The sequence below is a fragment of the Pantoea sp. Ae19-2 genome (assembly GCF_059801205.1).
In genome coordinates, this window is the sequence record NZ_JBCHWE010000001.1 from 986,900 (window position 1) to 1,007,086 (window position 20,187).

Here is a 20,187-nt window from a genome sequence, read left to right on the forward strand (position 1 = left end):
ATAGTGATGCGCGGGGGCATCCGCTGGCAGTTGCCCGCAGGGAGGCGGGCAAAAGGCATGGCTGGCACAGGACGGTTCCGCCTGTGCCGGTAGGTCAGGCAAACATAACCTCTGCCCAGCGCGCCAGGCCGGCGGTCACTGAGGCAAAGTCGTCTCCTCCCGCTATCGGTGTGTCTGGCAGGGCCTGCTGGAGCGCCGCGCGCAAAAGTGGGGAACGGGCACTGCCGCCGGTGAGATAAATCACCTCGGGTTTGATATGGCTGGTCGCCAGCGCCAGATGAACCTGCTCCAGAATCTTCTCCAGCGGCTGGCCGATCGCCTCCTGCAGGGTCGCGACGCTGATCTCGGCCTGTAAGCCGGAGGTAACAAAATCCAGTGACGCCGCAAACGCAGGGCGCTCAGACAGCGCGATCTTGCTCTCTTCCGCCGTACGGACCAGGCGATAACTCAGCTTCTGTTGCCAGACTTTAAGCAGGTGAGCCACGGCGGCAGGATTTTCTGCATCGCGCACTAAATCACGCAGCAGCTTGCCGCAGGCGGCGCTGTAGAAATCGCTTTGTGCCGGCACGTCGTTCACCGCCACCGCATTCCACCAGGGCAGGGCAGGCAGGGCGGTGCCTTTTTGGGTGTTGCCGCCCGCGCCGAGCAGGGGCATCAGGGCTTTAAACGCCAGCATAATATCTAAATCGTTACCGCCAACGCGGCAGCCGCTGTGACCCAGCAGGCTTTCACGCCGGTCTGACAGGTTGCGCCATTGCGGGCCCATCAGCAGCATTGAGCAGTCGGTGGTGCCCCCGCCAATATCGACAACCAGTACGCGGGTCTCTTTTTCCAGTGTCGCTTCAAAATCCAGGCCCGCCGCGACCGGCTCGAACTGAAATTCGACATCCCGAAAGCCGGCGCGTTTGGCCGCACGAAGCAGAATGCCCTGTGCCTGTTGATTCGCGTCTTCGCTGCCTAATCCCTGAAAGTTGACCGGGCGGCCGATGACCGCCTGGTCGATAGGCTGCTGGGTCTGCGCTTCACCCTGCTGGCGAATGTGCAGCATCATGGCGCACACCAGATCCTCAAAAAAGGCAATTTGCTGCGGTTTCAGGCCGGTTGCGCCCAGAAAGGATTTGGGGGATTTAACAAACCAGACATCTTCTGGATCGACCATGTAATGCTGAAGTGCGGTCAGGCCGAACTGCACGCTGTCAGGTAAGACATCAATATCTTCTTCACGATTGTAGCGCAGGGCCCGCTGCAGCAGCGCGGTGCTTTCTTGTTCCGGTGTTGCAACCTGATGATGGCGGTGAAGCCATTCCGTCACCGCTTCACGCGTTGGGGAGCAAATCATGGACGGCAGCAGGCGTTGGCCATTCTCCAGCGCTAACAAACGCGGCGCGCCTTTTTCACTGACTGCAATTGAGCAGTTAGCCGTACCGTAATCAAATCCAATGAACATTTTTCGCCCCCAGGCCGGAAAAAAGGGGGCGACTTTAGCGCAGCTGATCGGTCGTGGCAAGCGGTGAGCGGCAGAATTAGCGAATAGCGAAAAGGGGGGCTTCCGCAAGTCTGCTCATTGGTTGGCGTTCCGCAACGGCACTGCCCCAAACGCCGTCCACTTCAAGGCTGGTCAGCGTGGTGAGCACCGCGGGAACGGACACCGGGCCGGCAAGCAGGGTGATATCACGCTGGCTGGTCTGGCTCTGAATAATGGAGATTAGCATCTCATCCATCAAATTGTTGTGCAGGTTAGCCACCAGTTCCGGGGACAGGATCAGGCAGTCCACCACTTTACCGGTCAACTGGTTAAAGGCATCGAGATTGCGGCCGAAATGCTGCAACACGATGCGGCAGCCTGCCTGGCGCAGTTTCATCAATGCACCGATCAGGCCATCGCCGCTGGAAAGCACGCTGGAGGCGTTAAGCGCGATCCCGCTATGGCTGCGGGCAAGACCGGATTCGGCGAAGCGCAGGCAGAGATTGTCAACGAAAGCCGGATCGTACAGTGCGTGCACATCGAGAGGCAAAATCAGTGCGATACCTTTTTGGCTCATCGTTGCAATCTGCTGGCGGAAGAAGGCATTAACAATATTGTCTTCAAGCCGGCGTTTCAGCATATCGTCAGTCAGGTTATTACGTAGCAGATGCTCATCAATGAGTAACCCTTCTGGCGAAAATAGCTGAACCTCAACCAGCCAGACGCTGGCGGAATGCGGCTTGCCAGGCGGCGCAACGGCCCATACCTGCATGTCCACTTGTAAGGCATCCAGGGTCGCGAGATCCACGGAGTGATGGCTTCCCATGAGCGCCAGCGCATGCTGCTCATACACCTTATACCGACCCCGCCCACTCCGCTTGGCGTTGTAACAGGCAATATCTGCCTGAGACAGCACATCGCTACTCTGACAGTTCTGCGCGGTGATTTGGGTTATGCCTGCGCTGGCACCGACCTGATAGGCGCGCCCCAGCCATTCAAAACAGTAGTCACCGACCGCGCGAACGATGTCCTGCACCACGTCGCGAGCCTGATCCAACGAACATTCGGGCATCAACACGGCAAATTCATCCCCGCCCAGGCGGGCCAGGAAATCGCTCCCGCGCAGGCGATGGCGCATTAAATCCGACAGTTCGCTCAACAGGGCGTCCCCGGCTGCGTGGCCAGCGCTGTCGTTCACCGCCTTAAATTTATCCAGATCGATAAAGACCAGAACGTGCTGACTCTGATGCTCGACGGCGTCGGACAGTAACCGCTTAAGCTGCAGTTCAAAGCTGGCACGATTAGGTAACCGGGTCAGCGTATCGTGCAGTGCGCTGTAGCTCAGACGCTTCATCACTTTACGTGACTCACTGACGTCCTGAATCACCATCACCGCTCCACGCTCGGTACCTGATTCAGATTTCAGCGGCGTTATACTGTAATGAATATCAATATGCTCGCCATTGAGCGTGTGCAGCACCCACTCCTCAGAGAGATAGGGCGCGGTTTTTTCAGACGGCACATGGCACAGCAGCAGATTATCGACTTCAGGGCCATGACGACCGTGCGTGATATGCAGCAGTTCGTTTACCGGTTTGCCCGCCGCCGCCTCTTGTGACCAGCCTGTCATTTTTTCCGCGACCGGGTTCATAAAGGTCACGCACATGTCCTGATCGGTACTGATAACGGCCTCTCCGATCGAGTCGAGCGTGATCATCATGCGCTCTTTTTCCTGAAACAGCGCCTCATTCAGGTTTCGTAATGAGGTGATGTCCTGAGAGATCCCCAAAATGCGTTCGATACGGCCTTCTTTACTGAGCAGGCGGTTTGCCTGAGAACGGATCCAGTGCTGCCCGTCCTCCCGTACCACCCGGTACTCCATCTGGAAGGAACTGCTTTTCTCAATGGCACCCTGAATGGTGAGCACACAACGTTCGCGATCGTCGGGATGAACCAGCGTGACCCACAGATCGTAGCTGGGCAGTTCATGGGGCTTCATGCCAAACAGCGCATACATGCGTTTATCCCACAGAACTTCGCCGCTGGTCAGATTCCATTCCCATACGCCGATGCCGCCCGCCTCATTCGCAAGGGTAATGCGTTCCATCAGGCGTTTGTTCACCTGCTCACTCTGTTTCAGCTCAGAAATATCAATAATCTGCGCGATAAAATAGAGCGGTTGCTGCGCCTGATCGCGCACCAGGGAAACCGTTAGCCGTACCCAGACGATTTCGCCGTCTTTGCGGAAATAGCGTTTTTCCAGCGTATAAGAGTAAATCTCGCCCTGCAGCAGCTTTTCCAGTCGGCCCTGGACGTCGTAAAGATCATCCGGATGAGTGATTTGCTGGAACGTCAGTTGAGTCAGTTCATGTTCCGGATAGCCCAGCGTGTCACACAGGGATTTATTAACCTGAAGCCATCGGCCTTCAGCAGAAACCAGCGCCATGCCAATCGCGGAATACTCCATGGCATGACGGAAACGGGTTTCGCTCTCACTGATATGGCGCTTCTCATGCCGAAAGGCATCCATCACTAATGCCATGATATGACAAGGAATTAAGACCATCAAAAACGGAAGCCAGCTGCTTATCACCGCATAGGCGCTGGCGGCCGTTGGCGTGACGTTAATCCAGCCCAGTGACAGCAGCAGTGCCATAAAGCTGGCGTTAACAAAAAACAGCACAAAGGCTTCCACCTTCGGCAACCGCACGGCACACCAGAACAGCACTACTAAAATAAAAGTAAAAGGCCAGGGTAAAAACCGCAGCGACAGGTAGCTGGCGGTAAGCGTCAGGGCCAGCGTGATGAGCGTCTCCACCAGAGACGCGCGTTTCAGGCCATTCTGCGTTAGCGGCCAGGTCATCAACAGTAAAACCGGCCCGAGCGCTAACATGCCGATAATTTCCGAAATGACCCAGGTGTAAAAGAAGGCAAATGAGGCCTGCTCTCCAACCTGCAGTATCCACAGCGCGAGTACGCCGCCAACCAGGGGCGAAATCAGGCCGGTAGCGATAACAAAGCGGATCCAGTCATTGAGCGAAACCAGCGGCGCCTCACGGTCAAGCAACGCGCGCAATAACAGCCCGCCCAGTATGGCCTGCAGCAGATTAAGCAGGGCAAATTTCAAATTAGAGGGGGCGGGACCGATAATGAAGGCATTTGCCAGTGCCGTACCGATAAGGCAGGCGATGAGTAACAGGGGGAGCTGGCGAGACGTGCTGCGAAACACCACGATGGTCATCAGTGCCGTCGAGAACCAGAGCGGTGAAATTTTACCGCTAACCACAATCAGCTCAAGGCAAAATAGCGTCAGGACGAAGGAAGCCAGGCCAAGCCAGCAGGCGTTTAGCCACTTTTTAGGTGATTTATCTGACGAGGCCAGTGTCTCAACGATCATTAATCGATCCAGCAGAGGGCAAAATAGTGCAATGGCATGCGCTGCATCGCCATTGTCATTCGAAGAATGCTAGCACATTTGATAGAAAAAACAGGGGGGAAATCATTAAATTGCGTTATTCGTTGGATTGAATGGCTCGCGGAAGCACGAGCCACCATGTGCATTATTCCCGGAAAAGATCGGCCCGGGTATAAGGTTTTTCCATGCCAGCCAGACGGGCAGAAAACTGCGCCAGGAACTGTTGTGTGGTGGCAATCCGACCGTGACCCAGCAGCAGAACCGGCACCAGCAGCGCAGCGGCGATTTGCGGCAAGCTGAACCCTTTAAGTGCCGTCTCGCGCTGGGAAAGTAAAAACGCGGTACTCAGCGTAAAGCCCAGCAGCAGACCGGTAATGACCTCGCTGACGGAATGCGCATGGATAACCAGGCGCGAAACGCCAACCATTAAGGGAATCACATAGCCCACGCCAATCGCCAGGCCGCGCCACAGGCTTGAGCAGCGCCCTGAAATTAACCAAAGCATAACCGGCCACAGGGTTGCTGACATCGCGCTGTGGCCGCTAAATCCCGTGAAGTTAAAGCGTGCGCTGCCAATACCAAAGCCAAGAAACAGTATTTTTGACACGCTGACCACCAGCCCGGCCAGGCCAAAGGCCAGAAGCCAGTACCACAGGGCGCGACGGTTATCGCTTTTCCACGGTAAAATCAGGGCAATAATCACCGCCGTGGGAATCAATAACATGCTGTCACCAAAATAGGTGAGGGTCTTCCAGAGCATAATCTTCCTTTCTTCTTCTTGGGCAAAATGCCCTTATTCATCGGCCATACCGAGCCCGACAGGTGCTGTGCGGCGTTGTTCTGTGTGAAGCGGCTAGTTTATCGGTGAAACCATTCAGGTTAAAAGGGGAAAGTCTGAAAAGGGGGGCGGTGCCATTTCTCTGGCATCAAAAGGCCGAAATCCCTATACTGAGCGCCAACTCACCCTCTCCGTTCAGCCCCATTAACTGGGTGCGCAGTTTGCGTACAGTTTCTGGCTCCAGTATCAGGTTTTTAAAAGTATGACTGACAAGTCCCATCAGTGCGTGATCGTTGGCATTGCAGGTGCATCTGCATCCGGTAAAAGTTTAATCGCCAGTACGCTCTATCGTGAAATTCGCGACCAGGTCGGCGATGAGCACATCGGCGTTATCCCTGAAGATGCCTATTACAAAGATCAAAGTCACCTCACCATGGAAGAGAGGGTTAAAACCAATTATGACCATCCCAGCGCGATGGATCATGATTTGTTATTGCAGCACTTACGTGCGGTAAAGGCAGGGCAGGACATTGAGTTGCCCGTTTACAGCTATGTTGAGCACACGCGTACTCAGGAAACGCTGCAAATTAAGCCTAAAAAAGTCATTATTCTTGAAGGCATTCTCCTGTTAACCGATGCGCGTCTGCGCCAGGAACTGAACTTCTCCATCTTCGTGGACACGCCGCTCGACATTTGCCTGATGCGACGTATGAAACGTGATGTCAATGAACGGGGGCGTTCAATGGATTCCGTCATGAGTCAGTATCAGAAAACGGTCCGCCCCATGTTTTTGCAGTTCATTGAACCCTCTAAACAGTACGCAGATATCATTGTGCCGCGCGGTGGTAAAAACCGTATTGCTATTGATATTCTTAAAGCCAAAATTAACCAGTTCTTCGAGTAGTTTACGTCTCAAAGGACGTGACGCGAGCAGGTTAAAAGCACAGATGCCGCCTGTTCGCTACACTTACTTCATGGAGTTACCGTAATGAGATTATGCGACCGCGATATTGAAGCCTGGCTGGATAGCGGGAAACTGGCGATCACGCCACGGCCACCGGTGGAACGGATCAACGGTGCAACGGTCGACGTACGTTTAGGCAATCAGTTCCGGACATTCAGCGGACATACCGCCGCGTTTATTGATCTGAGCGGGCCGAAGCACGAAGTGAGCGCGGCCCTGGATCGCGTGATGAGTGATGAGATCGTTCTCCCCGAGGGCGAGGCATTCTTTCTGCATCCCGGCGAGCTGGCCCTGGCGGTAACGCTGGAATCTGTGACCATTCCCGACGATCTGGTTGGCTGGCTGGACGGGCGCTCCTCGCTTGCCCGCCTGGGCCTGATGGTCCACGTGACCGCGCATCGTATCGATCCGGGCTGGCAGGGCCGTATCGTGCTGGAGTTCTATAATTCTGGCAAACTGCCTCTGGCACTGCGCCCGGGAATGCTGATTGGTGCGCTAAGCTTTGAACCGCTTTCGGGACCTGCCGCGCGTCCTTATAATCGCCGTGAAAATGCTAAATATCGTGGCCAGCAGGGTGCTGATGCCAGTCGTATCGACAAAGATTAATTCATGAGGATGTGATGAGAAGAGTGATAACCACGCTGGCCATCTTACTGGTGGTGGTCGTAGCGGGATTAACAGCCCTGGTTATGCTGGTCAACCCCAACGACTTTCGCAGCTATATGGTGCAACAGGTCGAACAGCGCAGCGGTTATCAACTCACTATCAATGGCGATTTGCGTTGGCACGTCTGGCCTAAACTCAGCATTCTGGCCGGGCGCATGAGCCTGACCGCGCCCGGTGCAGCCCAGCCCGTGGTCTCTGCAGACAATATGCGGCTGGATGTGAATCTTCTGCCCTTGCTATCACATCAGCTGAGCGTGAGCCAGGTGATGCTGAAAAACGCGGTGGTGCAGGTCACGCCAGACAGTGCGGCGCAAGTACCGCAAAATGCCCCGCGCGGTCCGCACAACAGCGAGCCTGCGTCTTCAGACCGATGGTCTTTCGATATCGGCAAACTCCAGCTGTTGGACAGCCTGTTTATCTGGCAACAGCCCGGCGGCGATGCGTTCACCTTCCGTAATCTCAACCTGAATATGGAGCAGGATCAGTCGAGCCTGGCAACAATCAATCTCAGCACCAGCCTGACGCGCAACCAGCGCACGGCGATGATCAATCTGAAGGGGCAATTTGATAAATCGCAGTATCCTCATCAGCTCAGTGGTCAGCTCGAACAACTGGATTACGCGTTGTCCGGGGCCAGCCTGCCACCGCAGGGCATTAAAGGTACGCTGAGCTTCCAGGGAAACTGGAATGGCGACAGAAATACCGTTGCCCTGTCCGATCTTAAGCTTAACGCCAACGACAGTGTTCTCAGCGGCAGCGCGCAGGGCGATCTTACGGCTCCGCAAAAGCTGTCTCTGGATCTTCATGCGACCTCACTGGATATGGATAACCTGCTTTTTATCTCTTCGTTAACTCAGCAGGTAAGTGGACAAAGCAGCCAGATTGCCCCTGCGCCGGTGATTGCAGACCAGCGCGAACCCACCAATGCGGACTCGCCGCTCAACGATATCGATCTGGACATAAAACTGCAGGCGGACAGCGCGGTCTGGCGAGGTCTTACGCTCTCGAAACTGGCTGTGGATGCGGTTAACCAACAGGGACTGATGACATTTAATACCTTGTCAGGAACGGTGGGGCAGGGGCGTTTCTCCGTTCCCGGCAGCATTGATATTCGTCAGCCCGTTACGCACGTCAGTTTCAAACCCGTGTTGAGTCAGGTTGATCTTCAGCCATTACTGAAGGCATTGGCCCTGCCTCAGTCGCTGCAGGGAACCCTTGATCTTAACGGCGAGTTGGCCGGTGATAACCTCACCCTTGAGGACGCGAAACAGAGCTGGCAGGGCAAGGCGGATGTCCGTGTGAGCCATCTGAAACTGGCGCAAATTGACTTACAGCAGATGGTCCGTCGCGCGGTGGCGCGCGTGAGCGATCGCGTTAGCAGCGACGATCAGGTATTGGGACAGGGAATCGATCACATCAGCGGTCAGCTTGCGCTGAAGAACGGCCTCCTGTCCTTTAACCATCTCAGCGGCGAAAGCAAGCAGCTGACGTTACGTGGCGATGGGAGCGTCAACATGGTGCAGCAGCAATTAGACGTTACATTGGGCCTGACGCTGAGCGGCTGGCACGGGGATGAAAAACTGGTTGCGGCCTTATCCGATCAGGTGATCCCGTTTCGCCTTTACGGCAGTTGGGAGAATCCGCAATATACGCTGCCGGTTGACGATATGCTGCGCGAGAAGCTGCAGAATGAGGCGAAATCGCGCCTGAATCAGTGGCTTGATCGTCAGCAATTAAAAGGAAATAACGCCACGCAGCCAGACTCGGCGCGCCCTTAAGGCGCGGCATGCTGTTGCATGTCAGGCTGCGGCAGAATTTCAACCTTCTGAACCCGGTGCTGTTCAACCTGCAGAGTACGTAAGCGGTAATCCCCCAGGAGGATCTCTTCACCTTCCTGGGGAATATTTTGCAGGCGATCCATCACTAGTCCGGCCAGCGTATGATAATTACGCTTCTCATCCAGCGGTAACGTCACGTACATCGCCAGATCCTCCAGCGGCATTTGGCCATTGGCAATCCAGCCACCCGACCCGTTAGGCTGGATATCATAGCGGGCATCGGTTTCGCCTGCCTCATTCGGCAGATTTCCCGCAATGGTTTCCATTAAGTCGCTCAACGTGACCACGCCCTCTACCGAACCAAACTCATCGACCACAAATGCAAAATGTGTGTGACCCTGACGAAACAGCTCCAGCGCTTGTAACAAGGTGATGTGCTCGTGGAACACCAGGGGCTGACGAATCAGGCTGCGTAAATCAAGCGAGTGGTGATGCAGTGACTGATGGAGCAGATCGTTAACATGCACAATGCCGAGCGGCTCTTTGCTGTTGTCCGTAATAACGATGCGCGTATGCTGATTACGATCAAGGTTAGCCATGATCTCCGCCGGATCGTCGCTTAAATCAATGTGCTGAACATCGTGACGCGTCGTCATGATGGTGTTGACATGACGCTGCCCAAGCCCCATCACTCTGGCGATCATCACGCGCTCCTGGCGATTAAACAGCGCGACAGCCTCTCCATCGGCAATCATTGACGAGGTTTTTGCATCCAGTTCCGCCTGTTCGGCTTCGCCGCGTAACAGACGTAATACCGCTTCGGCAGTGCGCTGGCGTAACGGACGACCCGCCGACAGCACCTTGCGCCGGTTAAACTGTGCCAGCTGGTTCAGGGCTTCGATTAGCACGGAGAAACCGATCGCCGCATAGAGATAGCCTTTAGGAATAACAAAGCCAAAGCCTTCAGCCACCAGACTAAAGCCAATCATCAGTAAAAAGCTCAGGCACAGAATAACGATGGTCGGGTGACTGTTGACGAAACGGGTAAGGGGTTTACTGGCGAGCAGCATCAATAAAATCGCCACGGTAACCGCCACCATCATGACCGGCAGGTCGTTGACCATACCCACGGCAGTAATCACCGCATCCAGCGAAAAAATTGCGTCCAGCACCACGATCTGCGCCACGACAGGCCAGAATTTAGCGCCGCCTTTTTGTTGAGCGTTCTCCTCGTCCTGGCCTTCGAGCCGTTCGTTCAATTCGGTTGTCGCTTTGAACAGCAAAAACAGTCCGCCAAACAGCAGCAGCAGGTCGCGCGCGCTGAAGGCGTGATTAGCCAGCGTAATCAATGGCTGCGTCAGCGTGACCAACCAGGACAGGGAGGCTAACAGCAGCAGTCGGCACACCAGCGCCATCAGCAGGCCAATCACCCGCGCGCGGTCGCGTGCGGCTGCCGGCAGCTTCTCGACCAGAATAGCGATAAAGACCAGGTTATCGATACCCAGTACCAGTTCAAGAACGATTAGCGTTACTAATCCTGCCCATAGCGAGGGATCGGCCAATACCTCCAGCATGCTTTATTCACCTGAATGTCTAAAAATAAGCTTTGTCTGATGATAGTGGAGAGATGGCCTTGGGACAAATAGCGAGCTTACAGGGTCTTTACGATTTAATTGAATAGCCCATACATTAATTACAGGATAATTCTTCAGCAGATTGATTAATGCGGCGGTGAAGGTAGCGCATAAAGGTTGCAGATTAATGTCACCGTATTTCTCATTCAGAGGAATTTCTTATGCGATTATTCCTGGTGCGAACATGGAATAAATCTGATTTTTCCCTACCTGAAAGCTGAAAATGAGCGGCTTCAATACTTATTACTGGTAGTCTTTTTCCTAAAATAGTCCGGGGATGGCGGGGTCTACTTGTAAACATGCCAGTAATAACTAGTATAGCAACGAGTTAGACAACGCCTGCGCCCGAATCTGTAATTTGCGCAATCAACCGCCTCGGTACGTAGCAGAATGTCAACGCATTCTGCACAAGAACGCTTTGTGCGCAATCGCGCGCGGCGCAGGGAGAAACAGAGGTTATCAGGGCGGTATTGGCAGCGACAGCCAAGGGCGGTAGCGTGTCTGCGTAACCGCTTCGGTTTGATATTTAATCAGCACATTGCTGATAAAGTCAGAGTAATCTGTTGGTATTGTGCACGGTATTATTGGTTTCATAGTCAATGACAATGGCGTAAATGCCGCAGGAGCTCCCCTCAGAAACGCTCGGGCTTAAGAGACAATGCTGGTCACTTAAGCGTCTGGTGTGGTGGGTTAAGGAAATAAAATAAAGAGTTAAATATGCGCGATAATGAATTTACGTTTAAAAGTCTTATCACCAAATTATTATTGGCTTGTTCTGATTTAATATGTTTCAACGCGGCATTATTTATCGCGATGATGCTAATTAATATGACATCTCCTTCACTGTTATCGGATATGTCTGATCGGGAATTTAATTTAAAAGTTGCTACACACATCTGTCTGTCAGTAATTTGCGTGGGCTGGTTTTGGGTCAGACTGCGCCATTACACCTACCGCAAACCGTTTTGGTTCGAATTAAAAGAAATTTTTCGTACCATTCTCATTTTTTCCGTCATTGAACTGTCGATCACGGCCCTGTCTCAATGGCAGATGTCGCGCTTTGTCTGGCTGTTAACGTGGCTTATCGCCCTGGTGGCAATGCCGGTGTGCCGCGCACTGTCCAAACGCCTGCTGAATAAATACGGCCTGTGGAAGAAGCAGACCATCATTATTGGCAGCAATAAAAATGCCCAGGAAGCGTGGGAGGCTCTGCAAAGCGAAGAGGTTATGGGCTTTGAGGTTATTGCCTTCTATGACGTGGACGGATCCTGCCCACAAGAGCTGATTTCGGGTATTCCGGTGCTGCGCGACGAGCAGGCGCTGTGGAGGCTCACTAACAGTGAAACCCAGTTCATTGTGGCGGTTGAGTTTGAGCAAAGTCAGTATCGTGACATGTGGCTGAAATCGCTGGCGATGCATAACTGCCGCTCTGTTTCAGTGATTCCTACCTTACGTGGGGTGCCGCTGTACGGCACTGACATGGCTTATATCTTCAGCCATGAAGTCATGATCCTGCGTGTTCAGAATAACCTGGCCAAACGTACCTCACGCTTCCTGAAGCGCACGTTCGATATCTTCGGGGCACTCTCCATCATTTTGATGCTGTTACCGGCGCTGCTAGTGCTGGGATTCCTGGTGGGACGTGATGGCGGGCCGCCTATTTATGGTCACGAACGCGTCGGCCTGAACGGGCGTAAATTTAAATGCCTTAAGTTCCGTTCAATGGTGATCAACTCGAAAGAAGTGCTTGAGGAAGTCTTGCGAACCGATCCGGTTGCCCGTGCTGAATGGGATAAAGATTTTAAACTCAAAAACGATCCCCGTATTACTAAAGTCGGTCACTTTATTCGTAAAACCAGCCTTGATGAGCTGCCGCAGTTGTGGAACGTCGTACGCGGCGACATGAGCCTGGTCGGGCCGCGCCCGGTTATTGAAGACGAACTGGCGCGTTATGCGGGCGATGTCGATTACTACCTGATGGCAAAACCGGGTATGACCGGATTGTGGCAGGTGAGCGGCCGTAACGATGTGGATTATGAAACGCGCGTCTACTTCGACTCATGGTATGTAAAAAACTGGTCGCTGTGGAACGACATTGCAATTTTGTTCAAAACCGTGGGTGTGGTTTTGAAACGTGATGGTGCTTACTAGCCGCAAAAGAGCCTCTGTCAGCCGCGCGCCGAAGTGCCACTTCAGGTTCCGGCGGGCAGATTTCTCTAAAAAAAAGCGGTACGGCATTGATAAACCGAAATGTTCTGCTTTGCTTTATTCCGTTCCGGGTAAAGCGCGTGATGGGTACAAGACAGGAGCTAAGAATAATGAACGACATGTTCAGGGCCTGAGTCAGGATAGCCTACTTTTTTTTGAGCGCTTACACAGCGGCGTATTCGCCTCTATCAAACATTAACTGATAGCGAAGATCTAAATGATTACAATGAAAATGAAGATGATACCTGTTCTGGTATCTGCAACTTTTATGGCCGGGTGTACTGTCGTGCCGGGGCAAAATTTATCCACTTCGGGAAAAGATGTCATTGAGCAGCAGGACAGCAATTTTGACATCGACAAGTACGTTAACGTTTATCCGTTAACGCCAGGCCTGGTGGAGAAAATGCGTCCTAAGCCACTTGTGGCACAGGCTAATCCGTCGTTACAAACCGAAATTCAGAACTACGAATACCGCATCGGCATTGGTGATGTTCTCACCGTCACCGTGTGGGATCACCCCGAACTCACCACGCCTGCCGGTCAGTACCGTAGCGCCAGTGACACCGGTAACTGGGTCCATTCCGACGGCACGATTTTCTATCCTTACATCGGCCGCGTCCGTGTTGCCGGCCGTACCGTAGGTGACGTGCGTAATGAAGTGGCGCGTCGTCTGGCGCAGTACATCGAAAGCCCCCAGGTTGACGTCAGCATTGCCTCGTTTAAGTCACAGAAGACTTACGTGACCGGTGCCGTGACGACCTCAGGCCAGCAGCCTATCACCAACGTACCGCTGACCATCCTGGATGCGATTAACGCAGCGGGCGGCTTAGCGGCGGACGCAGACTGGCGCAACGTTATCCTGACCCACAACGGCCGTGAGCAGCGCGTGTCACTGCAGGCCCTGATGCAGAACGGCGATCTGAGCCAGAACCACCTGCTTTATCCGGGTGACATCCTGTATGTGCCGCGTAACGACGACCTGAAAGTGTTTGTCATGGGCGAAGTGAAACAGCAGGCCACCCTGAAAATGGACCGCAGCGGTATGACCCTGGCTGAAGCGCTGGGTAATGCGGCAGGCATGGATCAAACCACGTCCGACGCGACCGGGGTCTTTGTTATCCGACCGACGCGCGGCTCCGATCGCAGCAAAATCGCCAATATCTACCAGCTGAATACCAAAGATGCGGCATCCATGGTGATGGGTACCGAATTCCAACTTGAACCTTACGATATCGTCTACGTGACATCGACGCCGCTGACGCGTTGGAACCGCGTGATATCGCAGTTGATACCAACCATAGCCGGTGTTAACGATGCGACGCAGGCTGCACAGCGCATCCGCAACTGGTCGAACTAAGGTTTCGCCATGATTAAGTCCGTGTTAGTCGTCTGCGTAGGCAACATCTGCCGCTCTCCTACGGGAGAGCGCCTGTTCAAACGCGCGCTGCCGCACCTGCCTGTGGCCTCCGCCGGACTCGGCGCCCTGGTTGGGCACGCGGCGGATAAAACGGCGACGGAGGTGGCAGCCGAAAAAGGCTTATCGCTGGAAGGTCATGAGGCTCAGCAGCTAACGGCCAGCCTGTGCCGGGAGTATGACCTGATTCTGGTGATGGAAAAGCGCCACATTGAACAGGTAAACCGCATCGATCCGGCTGCACGTGGCAAAACGATGCTGCTTGGGCACTGGCTCAATCAGAAGGAAATTGCGGATCCGTACAGAAAAAGCCGTGAGGCCTTTGAAGAGGTTTACGGGTTACTGGAACACGCCACTCAGAAATGGGTCAGCGTACTAAGCCGATAGTTGGGATTATCCATGAATATAAAAAACAAAGTCATGACCGCGCCGCGCGAGGAATCGAATGGGTGGGATCTGGCGCATCTTGTGGGACAGCTTATTGATCACCGCTGGGTTATCGTCGCTGTCACCGCTTTTTTCATGCTGGTAGCAACGCTCTACACACTGTTTGCGACGCCTATTTACAGCGCCGATGCCATGGTTCAGGTGGAGCAGAAGAATACCAGCACCGTCCTGAATGAATTACAGACGCTGATGCCCACGACGCCAGCATCGGATACCGAAATCCAGATTCTTGAATCACGCATGGTGCTGGGAAAAACCGTTCAGGATCTTGGCCTGGATGCAGTGGTTTCACAGAACTATTTCCCGGTTATCGGCAAAGGTCTGTCGCGCCTGATGGGCAACAAGCCTGGCAATGTTGCGATCTCCCGTCTGGAGATTCCGCGTACGATCGAGAAGCGCAGTGTTGAGCTCGAGGTTACGGGTAAAGACAGCTATACCGTTTCTGCCGATGGCGATGAGCTGTTCAAAGGCAAAGTGGGGCAGTTCGAAAAACACGGCGATGTGAGCATGCTGGTCAGCGATATCAATGCGGAGCCGGGCACCACGTTTACCGTCACCAAACTCAACGATCTGCAGGCAATTAACAGCATCCTGTCTAACCTGACCGTTGCAGACAAAGGGAAAGACACCGGCGTACTGGGACTGCAGTATGTGGGTGAAGATCAGGAGCAGATCAGCAAAGTTCTGAACCAGATCGTGAATAACTACCTGTTGCAGAACGTGCAGCGTAAATCCGAACAGGCCGAGAAAAGCCTGGAGTTCCTGAAACAGCAACTGCCGGAAGTGCGTGGCAAACTGGATCAGGCGGAAGACAAACTTAACGCCTTCCGCCGTGAGAACGAGTCCGTTGACCTGTCGCTTGAAGCTAAGTCTGCGTTGGATTCATCCGTTAGCGTGCAGAGCCAGCTTAACGAGCTGACGTTCCGCGAAGCCGAAGTTTCGCAGCTGTTCACCAAAGATCACCCTACCTATCGGGCCCTGTTAGAAAAGCGTAAAACGCTGGAAGATGAGCAGGCGCAGCTGAACAAGAAAATTGCGCAGATGCCGAAAACTCAGCAGGAGATTCTGCGTCTGACCCGCGATGTGCAGTCAGGTCAGGAAATCTACATGCAGTTACTGAACCGCCAGCAAGAGCTGAGCATCAGTAAGGCCAGCACCGTGGGTGATGTTCGCATCATCGATCAGGCCGCCACGGCAAACTCGCCGGTTGCGCCGAAAAAGCTGCTGATCATCGCAGCCAGCCTGATTCTGGGGCTGATGGTGTCCGTCGGTGTGGTTCTGCTTAAAGCGCTGTTGCATCACGGAATCGAGAACCCGGAACAGCTGGAAGAGCTGGGCATGAACGTCTATGCCAGCGTACCGCTCTCTGAGTGGCAGCGTAAGAAGGATACCGAAGCACTGGCGCGTCGCGGTCACAAAGGCAAAACCGATCCGCATGAGACGCTGTTGGCACTGGGTAATCCAACCGACCTCTCTATTGAAGCGATTCGTAGCCTGCGTACCAGCCTGCACTTCGCCATGATGGAAGCGAAAAACAACATTCTGATGATCACCGGCGCCAGCCCGGGTATTGGTAAAACCTTTATCTGCGTTAACCTCGCTACCCTGGTGGCCAAGGCCGGTCAGAAGGTGTTGTTTATCGATGGTGACATGCGCCGCGGTTACACCCACGAACTGCTGGGGGCGGACAATAAATCCGGTCTGTCTAACGTCCTGTCTGGCAAAACCGAGTTTACGCCGACCATGATTCAGCAAGGGCCATACGGTTTTGATTTCCTGCCGCGCGGACAGGTTCCACCGAACCCGTCAGAGCTGTTGATGCACCGCCGCATGGGCGAGCTGCTGGAGTGGGCAAGCAAAAACTATGATTTAGTCCTGATTGATACACCACCGATTCTGGCCGTAACGGATGCGTCCATCATCGGTAAGTTGGCCGGTACCTCGCTGATGGTGGCGCGTTTTGAAACCAACACCACAAAAGAAGTGGATGTCAGCTTCAAACGCTTCGCGCAGAACGGTATCGAAATCAAAGGGGTTATCCTGAACGCCGTGGTACGTAAAGCGGCTAACTCGTACGGTTATGGTTATGACTACTACGACTACGAGTACGGTAAACCAACGAAAAGCTAAGAGCTGAAAGAAAAGGGGCGGGTTTGACCGCCCCTTTTGATCCCTGGCTCAAGATAACGACACGTAACGATTTGCACAGGTGATTCTGGATACAACGCACAATAAGCGACGATCTAACGTCAATCATCAGAATTCATCATCAACACGCTTTTGTCTGTCGCGATGTCGGCGCAGACCTGCTGAGAGATCAACCCGGAAGGTAATCAGCACTGGCCACTGTTGGCATGAGAACTTGTGGATTTAAGGAATCACACCATGGCTCCATATTGGTATATATCAGGGTTTTTGCTGCTGATTTCGCTGTTCGAAATCCTGGTGAAAAAAGACGAACGCACAAATTATATTTTGACCTGGCTGCTGTGCTTTGCGGCTATTATTCTGATCGTATTCGGGGGGATTCGTGGCCTCGGCACCGGCATGGATGACTTCCAGTACCGCAGTTTCTTTGAGGACTTTGTACGGCGCATTCAGATCAACGGTTTTTTCAATACCGTCGCGTTTTTCCGCTACGAACCGCTGATTTTTGCGATGGCGTGGATAACGAGTCTGTTTTCGCATAACGCCAGCGTGTTTCTGTTCGTCTTCTGTGCGATTGCGGTATCCATTAACGCCTTCTTTTTCAGAAAGATGTCGCCTTATCCGGTACTGGCGCTGGCGCTGTATTCGGCGCACATCTTTATTAACAAAGACATCAATCAGATACGTTTTGGCTTAAGCTCCGCCCTGTTCCTCGGCGTGCTGTGGACGATCTACCTGAAGCGTTACTGGTGGGCCTTTACCTTTTTTATCCTGTCGTTCATGAGTCACAACACCGCCGTTATGGTGATAACGCTGGTGCCTTTCCTGTTTATTCGTGACTGGCGCTGGTGGCCGGTGGTGATCATCGTTGTCAGCCTGCCGCTCTCGGTCGTCGGGGGTTCAAGCTTCATCGCCCTGATTGCCGGACACCTCGGATCGCTGGGGGAAAGGGCATCGGGCTATAACAACGATCCCTCCTATGCAATGGATGGCAGCATCCTGTCAGTCTCGAACCTGAAGAACATCATGCTGGTGTTTATTTTCTTCTATTTCATGCTGACTGAAGAACTGAAGCGCGAAAACTATGCCCAGTATCGTCTGAACTACTTGCTGATTTTAAGTTTTGCTATCGGCGGGGCGATCCGCATCTTCCTGTATAACTTCCCGTCAGGTTCGCGTCTTTCCAACTATTTGCAACAGGTTGAACCCATCATTCTGACCTCGCTTATCTATCAGGCCAGACGCGTCTGGAAGCCGGCGCTGTTTGGCATGCTGTTTTTCTTCCTGCTCTATTACCTCTACTACAACACCATCTCAACCAAGCAGGCGGTTGTAGGGTACGAAGTGGCCCAGGAGTTCTGGCTGATTCGGTAACGGACCCGGCGGCGCGCCCCCAGTGAACGGCTTCACTTCGCGGGGCGGTCGCCTGTAACAACACAGGTTTTTCTTCGGCGTTTGTCGATTGAATTGTTTATTTTTGAATACTTTAATGAGGTGCTGGCAATGAAGGACATTCGTTTCTCCATCGTAATTCCGGCTTATAACGCGTCAGAATCGATTGTCACGACGCTGGATTGCGTTAAAGCACAAACGTATCGCCATTTCGAAGTCATCATCGTGGATGACAAATCTGCCGATGCCGCCGCGCTGGCGGAAGTGGTGCGCAGTGAGCGCTATCAGGACCTGGACATCAATCTTGTCTTGTCTGAGGTTAAACTCAACGGTGCCGGCGCGCGTAACAAAGGCATTGAGCTGGCAACGGGCGACTATGTCAGTTTTCTGGATGCCGATGACGAGTGGCATGCCGACAAGCTTCTGCAGGTCAGTGAAAAGATTGCGGAGCTAGAGGCGCAGGGTCAGCACAATACCATTATCTTCAGCCAGGTAAATATCTATCAGGACGGTGCGTTCCTGAAGGTTATGCCGATGCAGCCTCCGGCAAAAAACGAAACTGTCGCAGAGTATCTGTTTGGCTGTTATGGCTTTATTCAAACCAGCACCATCGTGCTGAAGCGTGAAGATGCCGCTAAAATTCAGTTCGATGCGCGTTTTATCCGCCATCAGGACTATGACTTCTGCATCCGTGCCGACCGCATGGGTTACCGGTTTGAAATGATCGCCGCCCCGCTGGCCAACTACCACCTGGTGACGAAGTTTGGCTCCAAACACAAAGGTGAATCGGTCAAGTACTCCCTGTTCTGGCTGGATACGATGAAACCGCACCTTACCCCACGAGATATTCACACCTACAAAGCATTCAAGCTGCCCCTGCGCTACAAAATGGACGGTAACTCGCTGATGGCGAGCGTCAGCTTCGCGCGCTACTTCCTGCTCACCAATAAAGATAATCGCACCTACTTCCTGAACCGCGTGAAAGACAAACTGAAAGCGCGGTTGGGTGGCGAAAAGGCACTCTCCTGATTCTATTGAATGTCGTGACGTTTTAACGCTACCGGAAGGTTATCTGGTGGCCCCGTCTATTTTATTTATTCAGGTATGAAAATGAATAATCACTCTGGTACCGTCGGCATTGTCATGCCTATGTATAATGCCCGCGAGACGGTATTGCGCGCTGTACAGTCCGTCATCAATCAAACCTATCAGGACTGGCACCTGTATCTGATCAACGATAAATCCACCGATGATTCACTCGCGTGGGTGCGCGAGCAGTGCCAGGACCCGCGTATTACGATTCTCGACAATGCGGTCAATATGGGCGCGGCCGAAACCCGCAATGTGGGATTACGTGCTTCGCAAGAAGAGGTGATCGCTTTTCTTGACAGCGATGACGAATGGCACAGTGATAAGCTTCGCCAGCAGATGCAGGCTATCGCCGATGGGGACAATCTGGTCATCACGGAATACCATTACAAAACCCGCAAAGCTGACCACGATATTCGCTATACAAAGCCTTACCTTAAGCAGGACAGCTATGTCAAAAAGCAGTATCGGGTGTGCTTCTCATCCGTCTGTTTCCGCCGTCCGCCAGGCGGGATTTTATTTGAGCGAAAAGGTCACGAAGACTTCCTTTTCCTCTACGAACTCTTTAATCGCTACAAACAGGCCCGCGTAATTCAGAGTATTCTGGTGAATTATTACGAGTTAGGAAATTCCCTGTCGCGTAATAAAAACAAAGCCGCCAAATGGCACCTCGAACTATTAAGAATTATCTATAAAAACAATCCGTTAAAAATCTATTACTATTACGCCTGGTATATGGTGAATGGTGTGCTGTTTAGCCTGAAACACCGTTAAGCCGATCGGCAGGAT

14 protein-coding genes are annotated in these 20,187 nt (G+C 53.2%); 10 read left to right on the top strand and 4 right to left on the bottom strand.

Features of this window, described 5'->3' with window-relative positions:
* Window positions 1–94: 94 nt before the first annotated feature.
* From yegD to AAIE03_RS04610, 3 genes are all read right to left on the bottom strand, one after another.
* Complete coding sequence (yegD, locus tag AAIE03_RS04600) at window positions 95–1,447, bottom strand: molecular chaperone (RefSeq protein WP_014605443.1); 1,353 nt, start codon at window positions 1,445–1,447, stop codon at window positions 95–97.
* 76 nt (window positions 1,448–1,523) lie between these two features.
* Window positions 1,524–4,862 (bottom strand): diguanylate cyclase, encoded by a 3,339-nt coding sequence (locus tag AAIE03_RS04605; RefSeq protein WP_498562826.1) that lies wholly within the window; start codon window positions 4,860–4,862, stop codon window positions 1,524–1,526.
* 163 nt (window positions 4,863–5,025) lie between these two features.
* Window positions 5,026–5,640, bottom strand: a complete 615-nt coding sequence (locus AAIE03_RS04610) for a phosphatase PAP2 family protein (protein WP_013026390.1) — start codon at window positions 5,638–5,640, stop codon at window positions 5,026–5,028.
* Window positions 5,641–5,920: 280 nt separating this feature from the next.
* Here AAIE03_RS04610 and udk point away from each other — a divergent pair, with 280 nt between their 5' ends.
* The 3 genes from udk to asmA all read left to right on the top strand — a co-directional run bounded on the left by udk (window position 5,921) and on the right by asmA (window position 9,066).
* A complete protein-coding gene (gene udk, locus AAIE03_RS04615; RefSeq protein WP_013026389.1) occupies window positions 5,921–6,562 on the top strand; it encodes a uridine kinase in 642 nt (213 codons plus the stop codon).
* Window positions 6,563–6,646: 84 nt separating this feature from the next.
* Complete coding sequence (gene dcd / locus AAIE03_RS04620; RefSeq protein ID WP_013026388.1) at window positions 6,647–7,228, top strand: dCTP deaminase; 582 nt, start codon at window positions 6,647–6,649, stop codon at window positions 7,226–7,228.
* 14 nt (window positions 7,229–7,242) lie between these two features.
* Window positions 7,243–9,066: an outer membrane assembly protein AsmA gene (asmA, locus tag AAIE03_RS04625; RefSeq protein ID WP_022623399.1), complete on the top strand. Its 1,824-nt coding sequence runs from the start codon at window positions 7,243–7,245 to the stop codon at window positions 9,064–9,066.
* On the opposite strand, the gene AAIE03_RS04630 is transcribed toward asmA, so the two are convergent.
* Window positions 9,063–10,640, bottom strand: a complete 1,578-nt coding sequence (locus AAIE03_RS04630; RefSeq protein WP_014605448.1) for a TerC family protein — start codon at window positions 10,638–10,640, stop codon at window positions 9,063–9,065. The genes asmA and AAIE03_RS04630 overlap by 4 nt on opposite strands.
* A gap of 777 nt (window positions 10,641–11,417) precedes the next feature.
* Between AAIE03_RS04630 and wbaP the strand changes: the two genes are divergently transcribed.
* The 7 genes from wbaP to AAIE03_RS04665 all read left to right on the top strand — a co-directional run bounded on the left by wbaP (window position 11,418) and on the right by AAIE03_RS04665 (window position 20,172).
* Window positions 11,418–12,851, top strand: a complete 1,434-nt coding sequence (gene wbaP / locus AAIE03_RS04635; protein WP_013026385.1) for an undecaprenyl-phosphate galactose phosphotransferase WbaP — start codon at window positions 11,418–11,420, stop codon at window positions 12,849–12,851.
* A 274-nt stretch (window positions 12,852–13,125) separates the two neighbouring features.
* A complete protein-coding gene (locus AAIE03_RS04640; RefSeq protein ID WP_013026384.1) occupies window positions 13,126–14,265 on the top strand; it encodes a polysaccharide export protein in 1,140 nt (379 codons plus the stop codon).
* 9 nt (window positions 14,266–14,274) lie between these two features.
* Window positions 14,275–14,709 (top strand): arsenate reductase/protein-tyrosine-phosphatase family protein, encoded by a 435-nt coding sequence (locus AAIE03_RS04645; protein ID WP_013026383.1) that lies wholly within the window; start codon window positions 14,275–14,277, stop codon window positions 14,707–14,709.
* 12 nt (window positions 14,710–14,721) lie between these two features.
* A complete protein-coding gene (gene wzc, locus AAIE03_RS04650; RefSeq protein ID WP_014594083.1) occupies window positions 14,722–16,899 on the top strand; it encodes a tyrosine-protein kinase Wzc in 2,178 nt (725 codons plus the stop codon).
* A 255-nt stretch (window positions 16,900–17,154) separates the two neighbouring features.
* Window positions 17,155–18,291, top strand: coding sequence for an EpsG family protein (locus AAIE03_RS04655; RefSeq protein ID WP_014594082.1), 1,137 nt, complete (start codon window positions 17,155–17,157; stop codon window positions 18,289–18,291).
* Between the two features lie 129 nt (window positions 18,292–18,420).
* The gene (locus tag AAIE03_RS04660; protein ID WP_210456155.1) at window positions 18,421–19,338 is read left to right on the top strand and encodes a glycosyltransferase family 2 protein; all 918 of its coding nucleotides are present in this window, start codon (window positions 18,421–18,423) and stop codon (window positions 19,336–19,338) included.
* Window positions 19,339–19,419: 81 nt separating this feature from the next.
* Entirely contained in the window at window positions 19,420–20,172 is a 753-nt protein-coding gene (locus AAIE03_RS04665) for a glycosyltransferase family 2 protein (protein ID WP_014605450.1), read from the top strand.
* Window positions 20,173–20,187 lie beyond the last annotated feature (15 nt).

Bases quoted from the DNA above. Each gene is read 5' to 3' on its own strand.
- yegD (WP_014605443.1), bottom strand. From the start codon at position 1,447: ATGTTCATTGGATTTGATTACGGTACGGCTAACTGCTCAATTGCAGTC.
- AAIE03_RS04605 (WP_498562826.1), bottom strand. From the start codon at position 4,862: ATGATCGTTGAGACACTGGCCTCGTCAGATAAATCACCTAAAAAGTGG.
- AAIE03_RS04610 (WP_013026390.1), bottom strand. From the start codon at position 5,640: ATGCTCTGGAAGACCCTCACCTATTTTGGTGACAGCATGTTATTGATT.
- udk (WP_013026389.1), top strand. From the start codon at position 5,921: ATGACTGACAAGTCCCATCAGTGCGTGATCGTTGGCATTGCAGGTGCA.
- dcd (WP_013026388.1), top strand. From the start codon at position 6,647: ATGAGATTATGCGACCGCGATATTGAAGCCTGGCTGGATAGCGGGAAA.
- asmA (WP_022623399.1), top strand. From the start codon at position 7,243: ATGAGAAGAGTGATAACCACGCTGGCCATCTTACTGGTGGTGGTCGTA.
- AAIE03_RS04630 (WP_014605448.1), bottom strand. From the start codon at position 10,640: ATGCTGGAGGTATTGGCCGATCCCTCGCTATGGGCAGGATTAGTAACG.
- wbaP (WP_013026385.1), top strand. From the start codon at position 11,418: ATGCGCGATAATGAATTTACGTTTAAAAGTCTTATCACCAAATTATTA.
- AAIE03_RS04640 (WP_013026384.1), top strand. From the start codon at position 13,126: ATGATTACAATGAAAATGAAGATGATACCTGTTCTGGTATCTGCAACT.
- AAIE03_RS04645 (WP_013026383.1), top strand. From the start codon at position 14,275: ATGATTAAGTCCGTGTTAGTCGTCTGCGTAGGCAACATCTGCCGCTCT.
- wzc (WP_014594083.1), top strand. From the start codon at position 14,722: ATGAATATAAAAAACAAAGTCATGACCGCGCCGCGCGAGGAATCGAAT.
- AAIE03_RS04655 (WP_014594082.1), top strand. From the start codon at position 17,155: ATGGCTCCATATTGGTATATATCAGGGTTTTTGCTGCTGATTTCGCTG.
- AAIE03_RS04660 (WP_210456155.1), top strand. From the start codon at position 18,421: ATGAAGGACATTCGTTTCTCCATCGTAATTCCGGCTTATAACGCGTCA.
- AAIE03_RS04665 (WP_014605450.1), top strand. From the start codon at position 19,420: ATGAATAATCACTCTGGTACCGTCGGCATTGTCATGCCTATGTATAAT.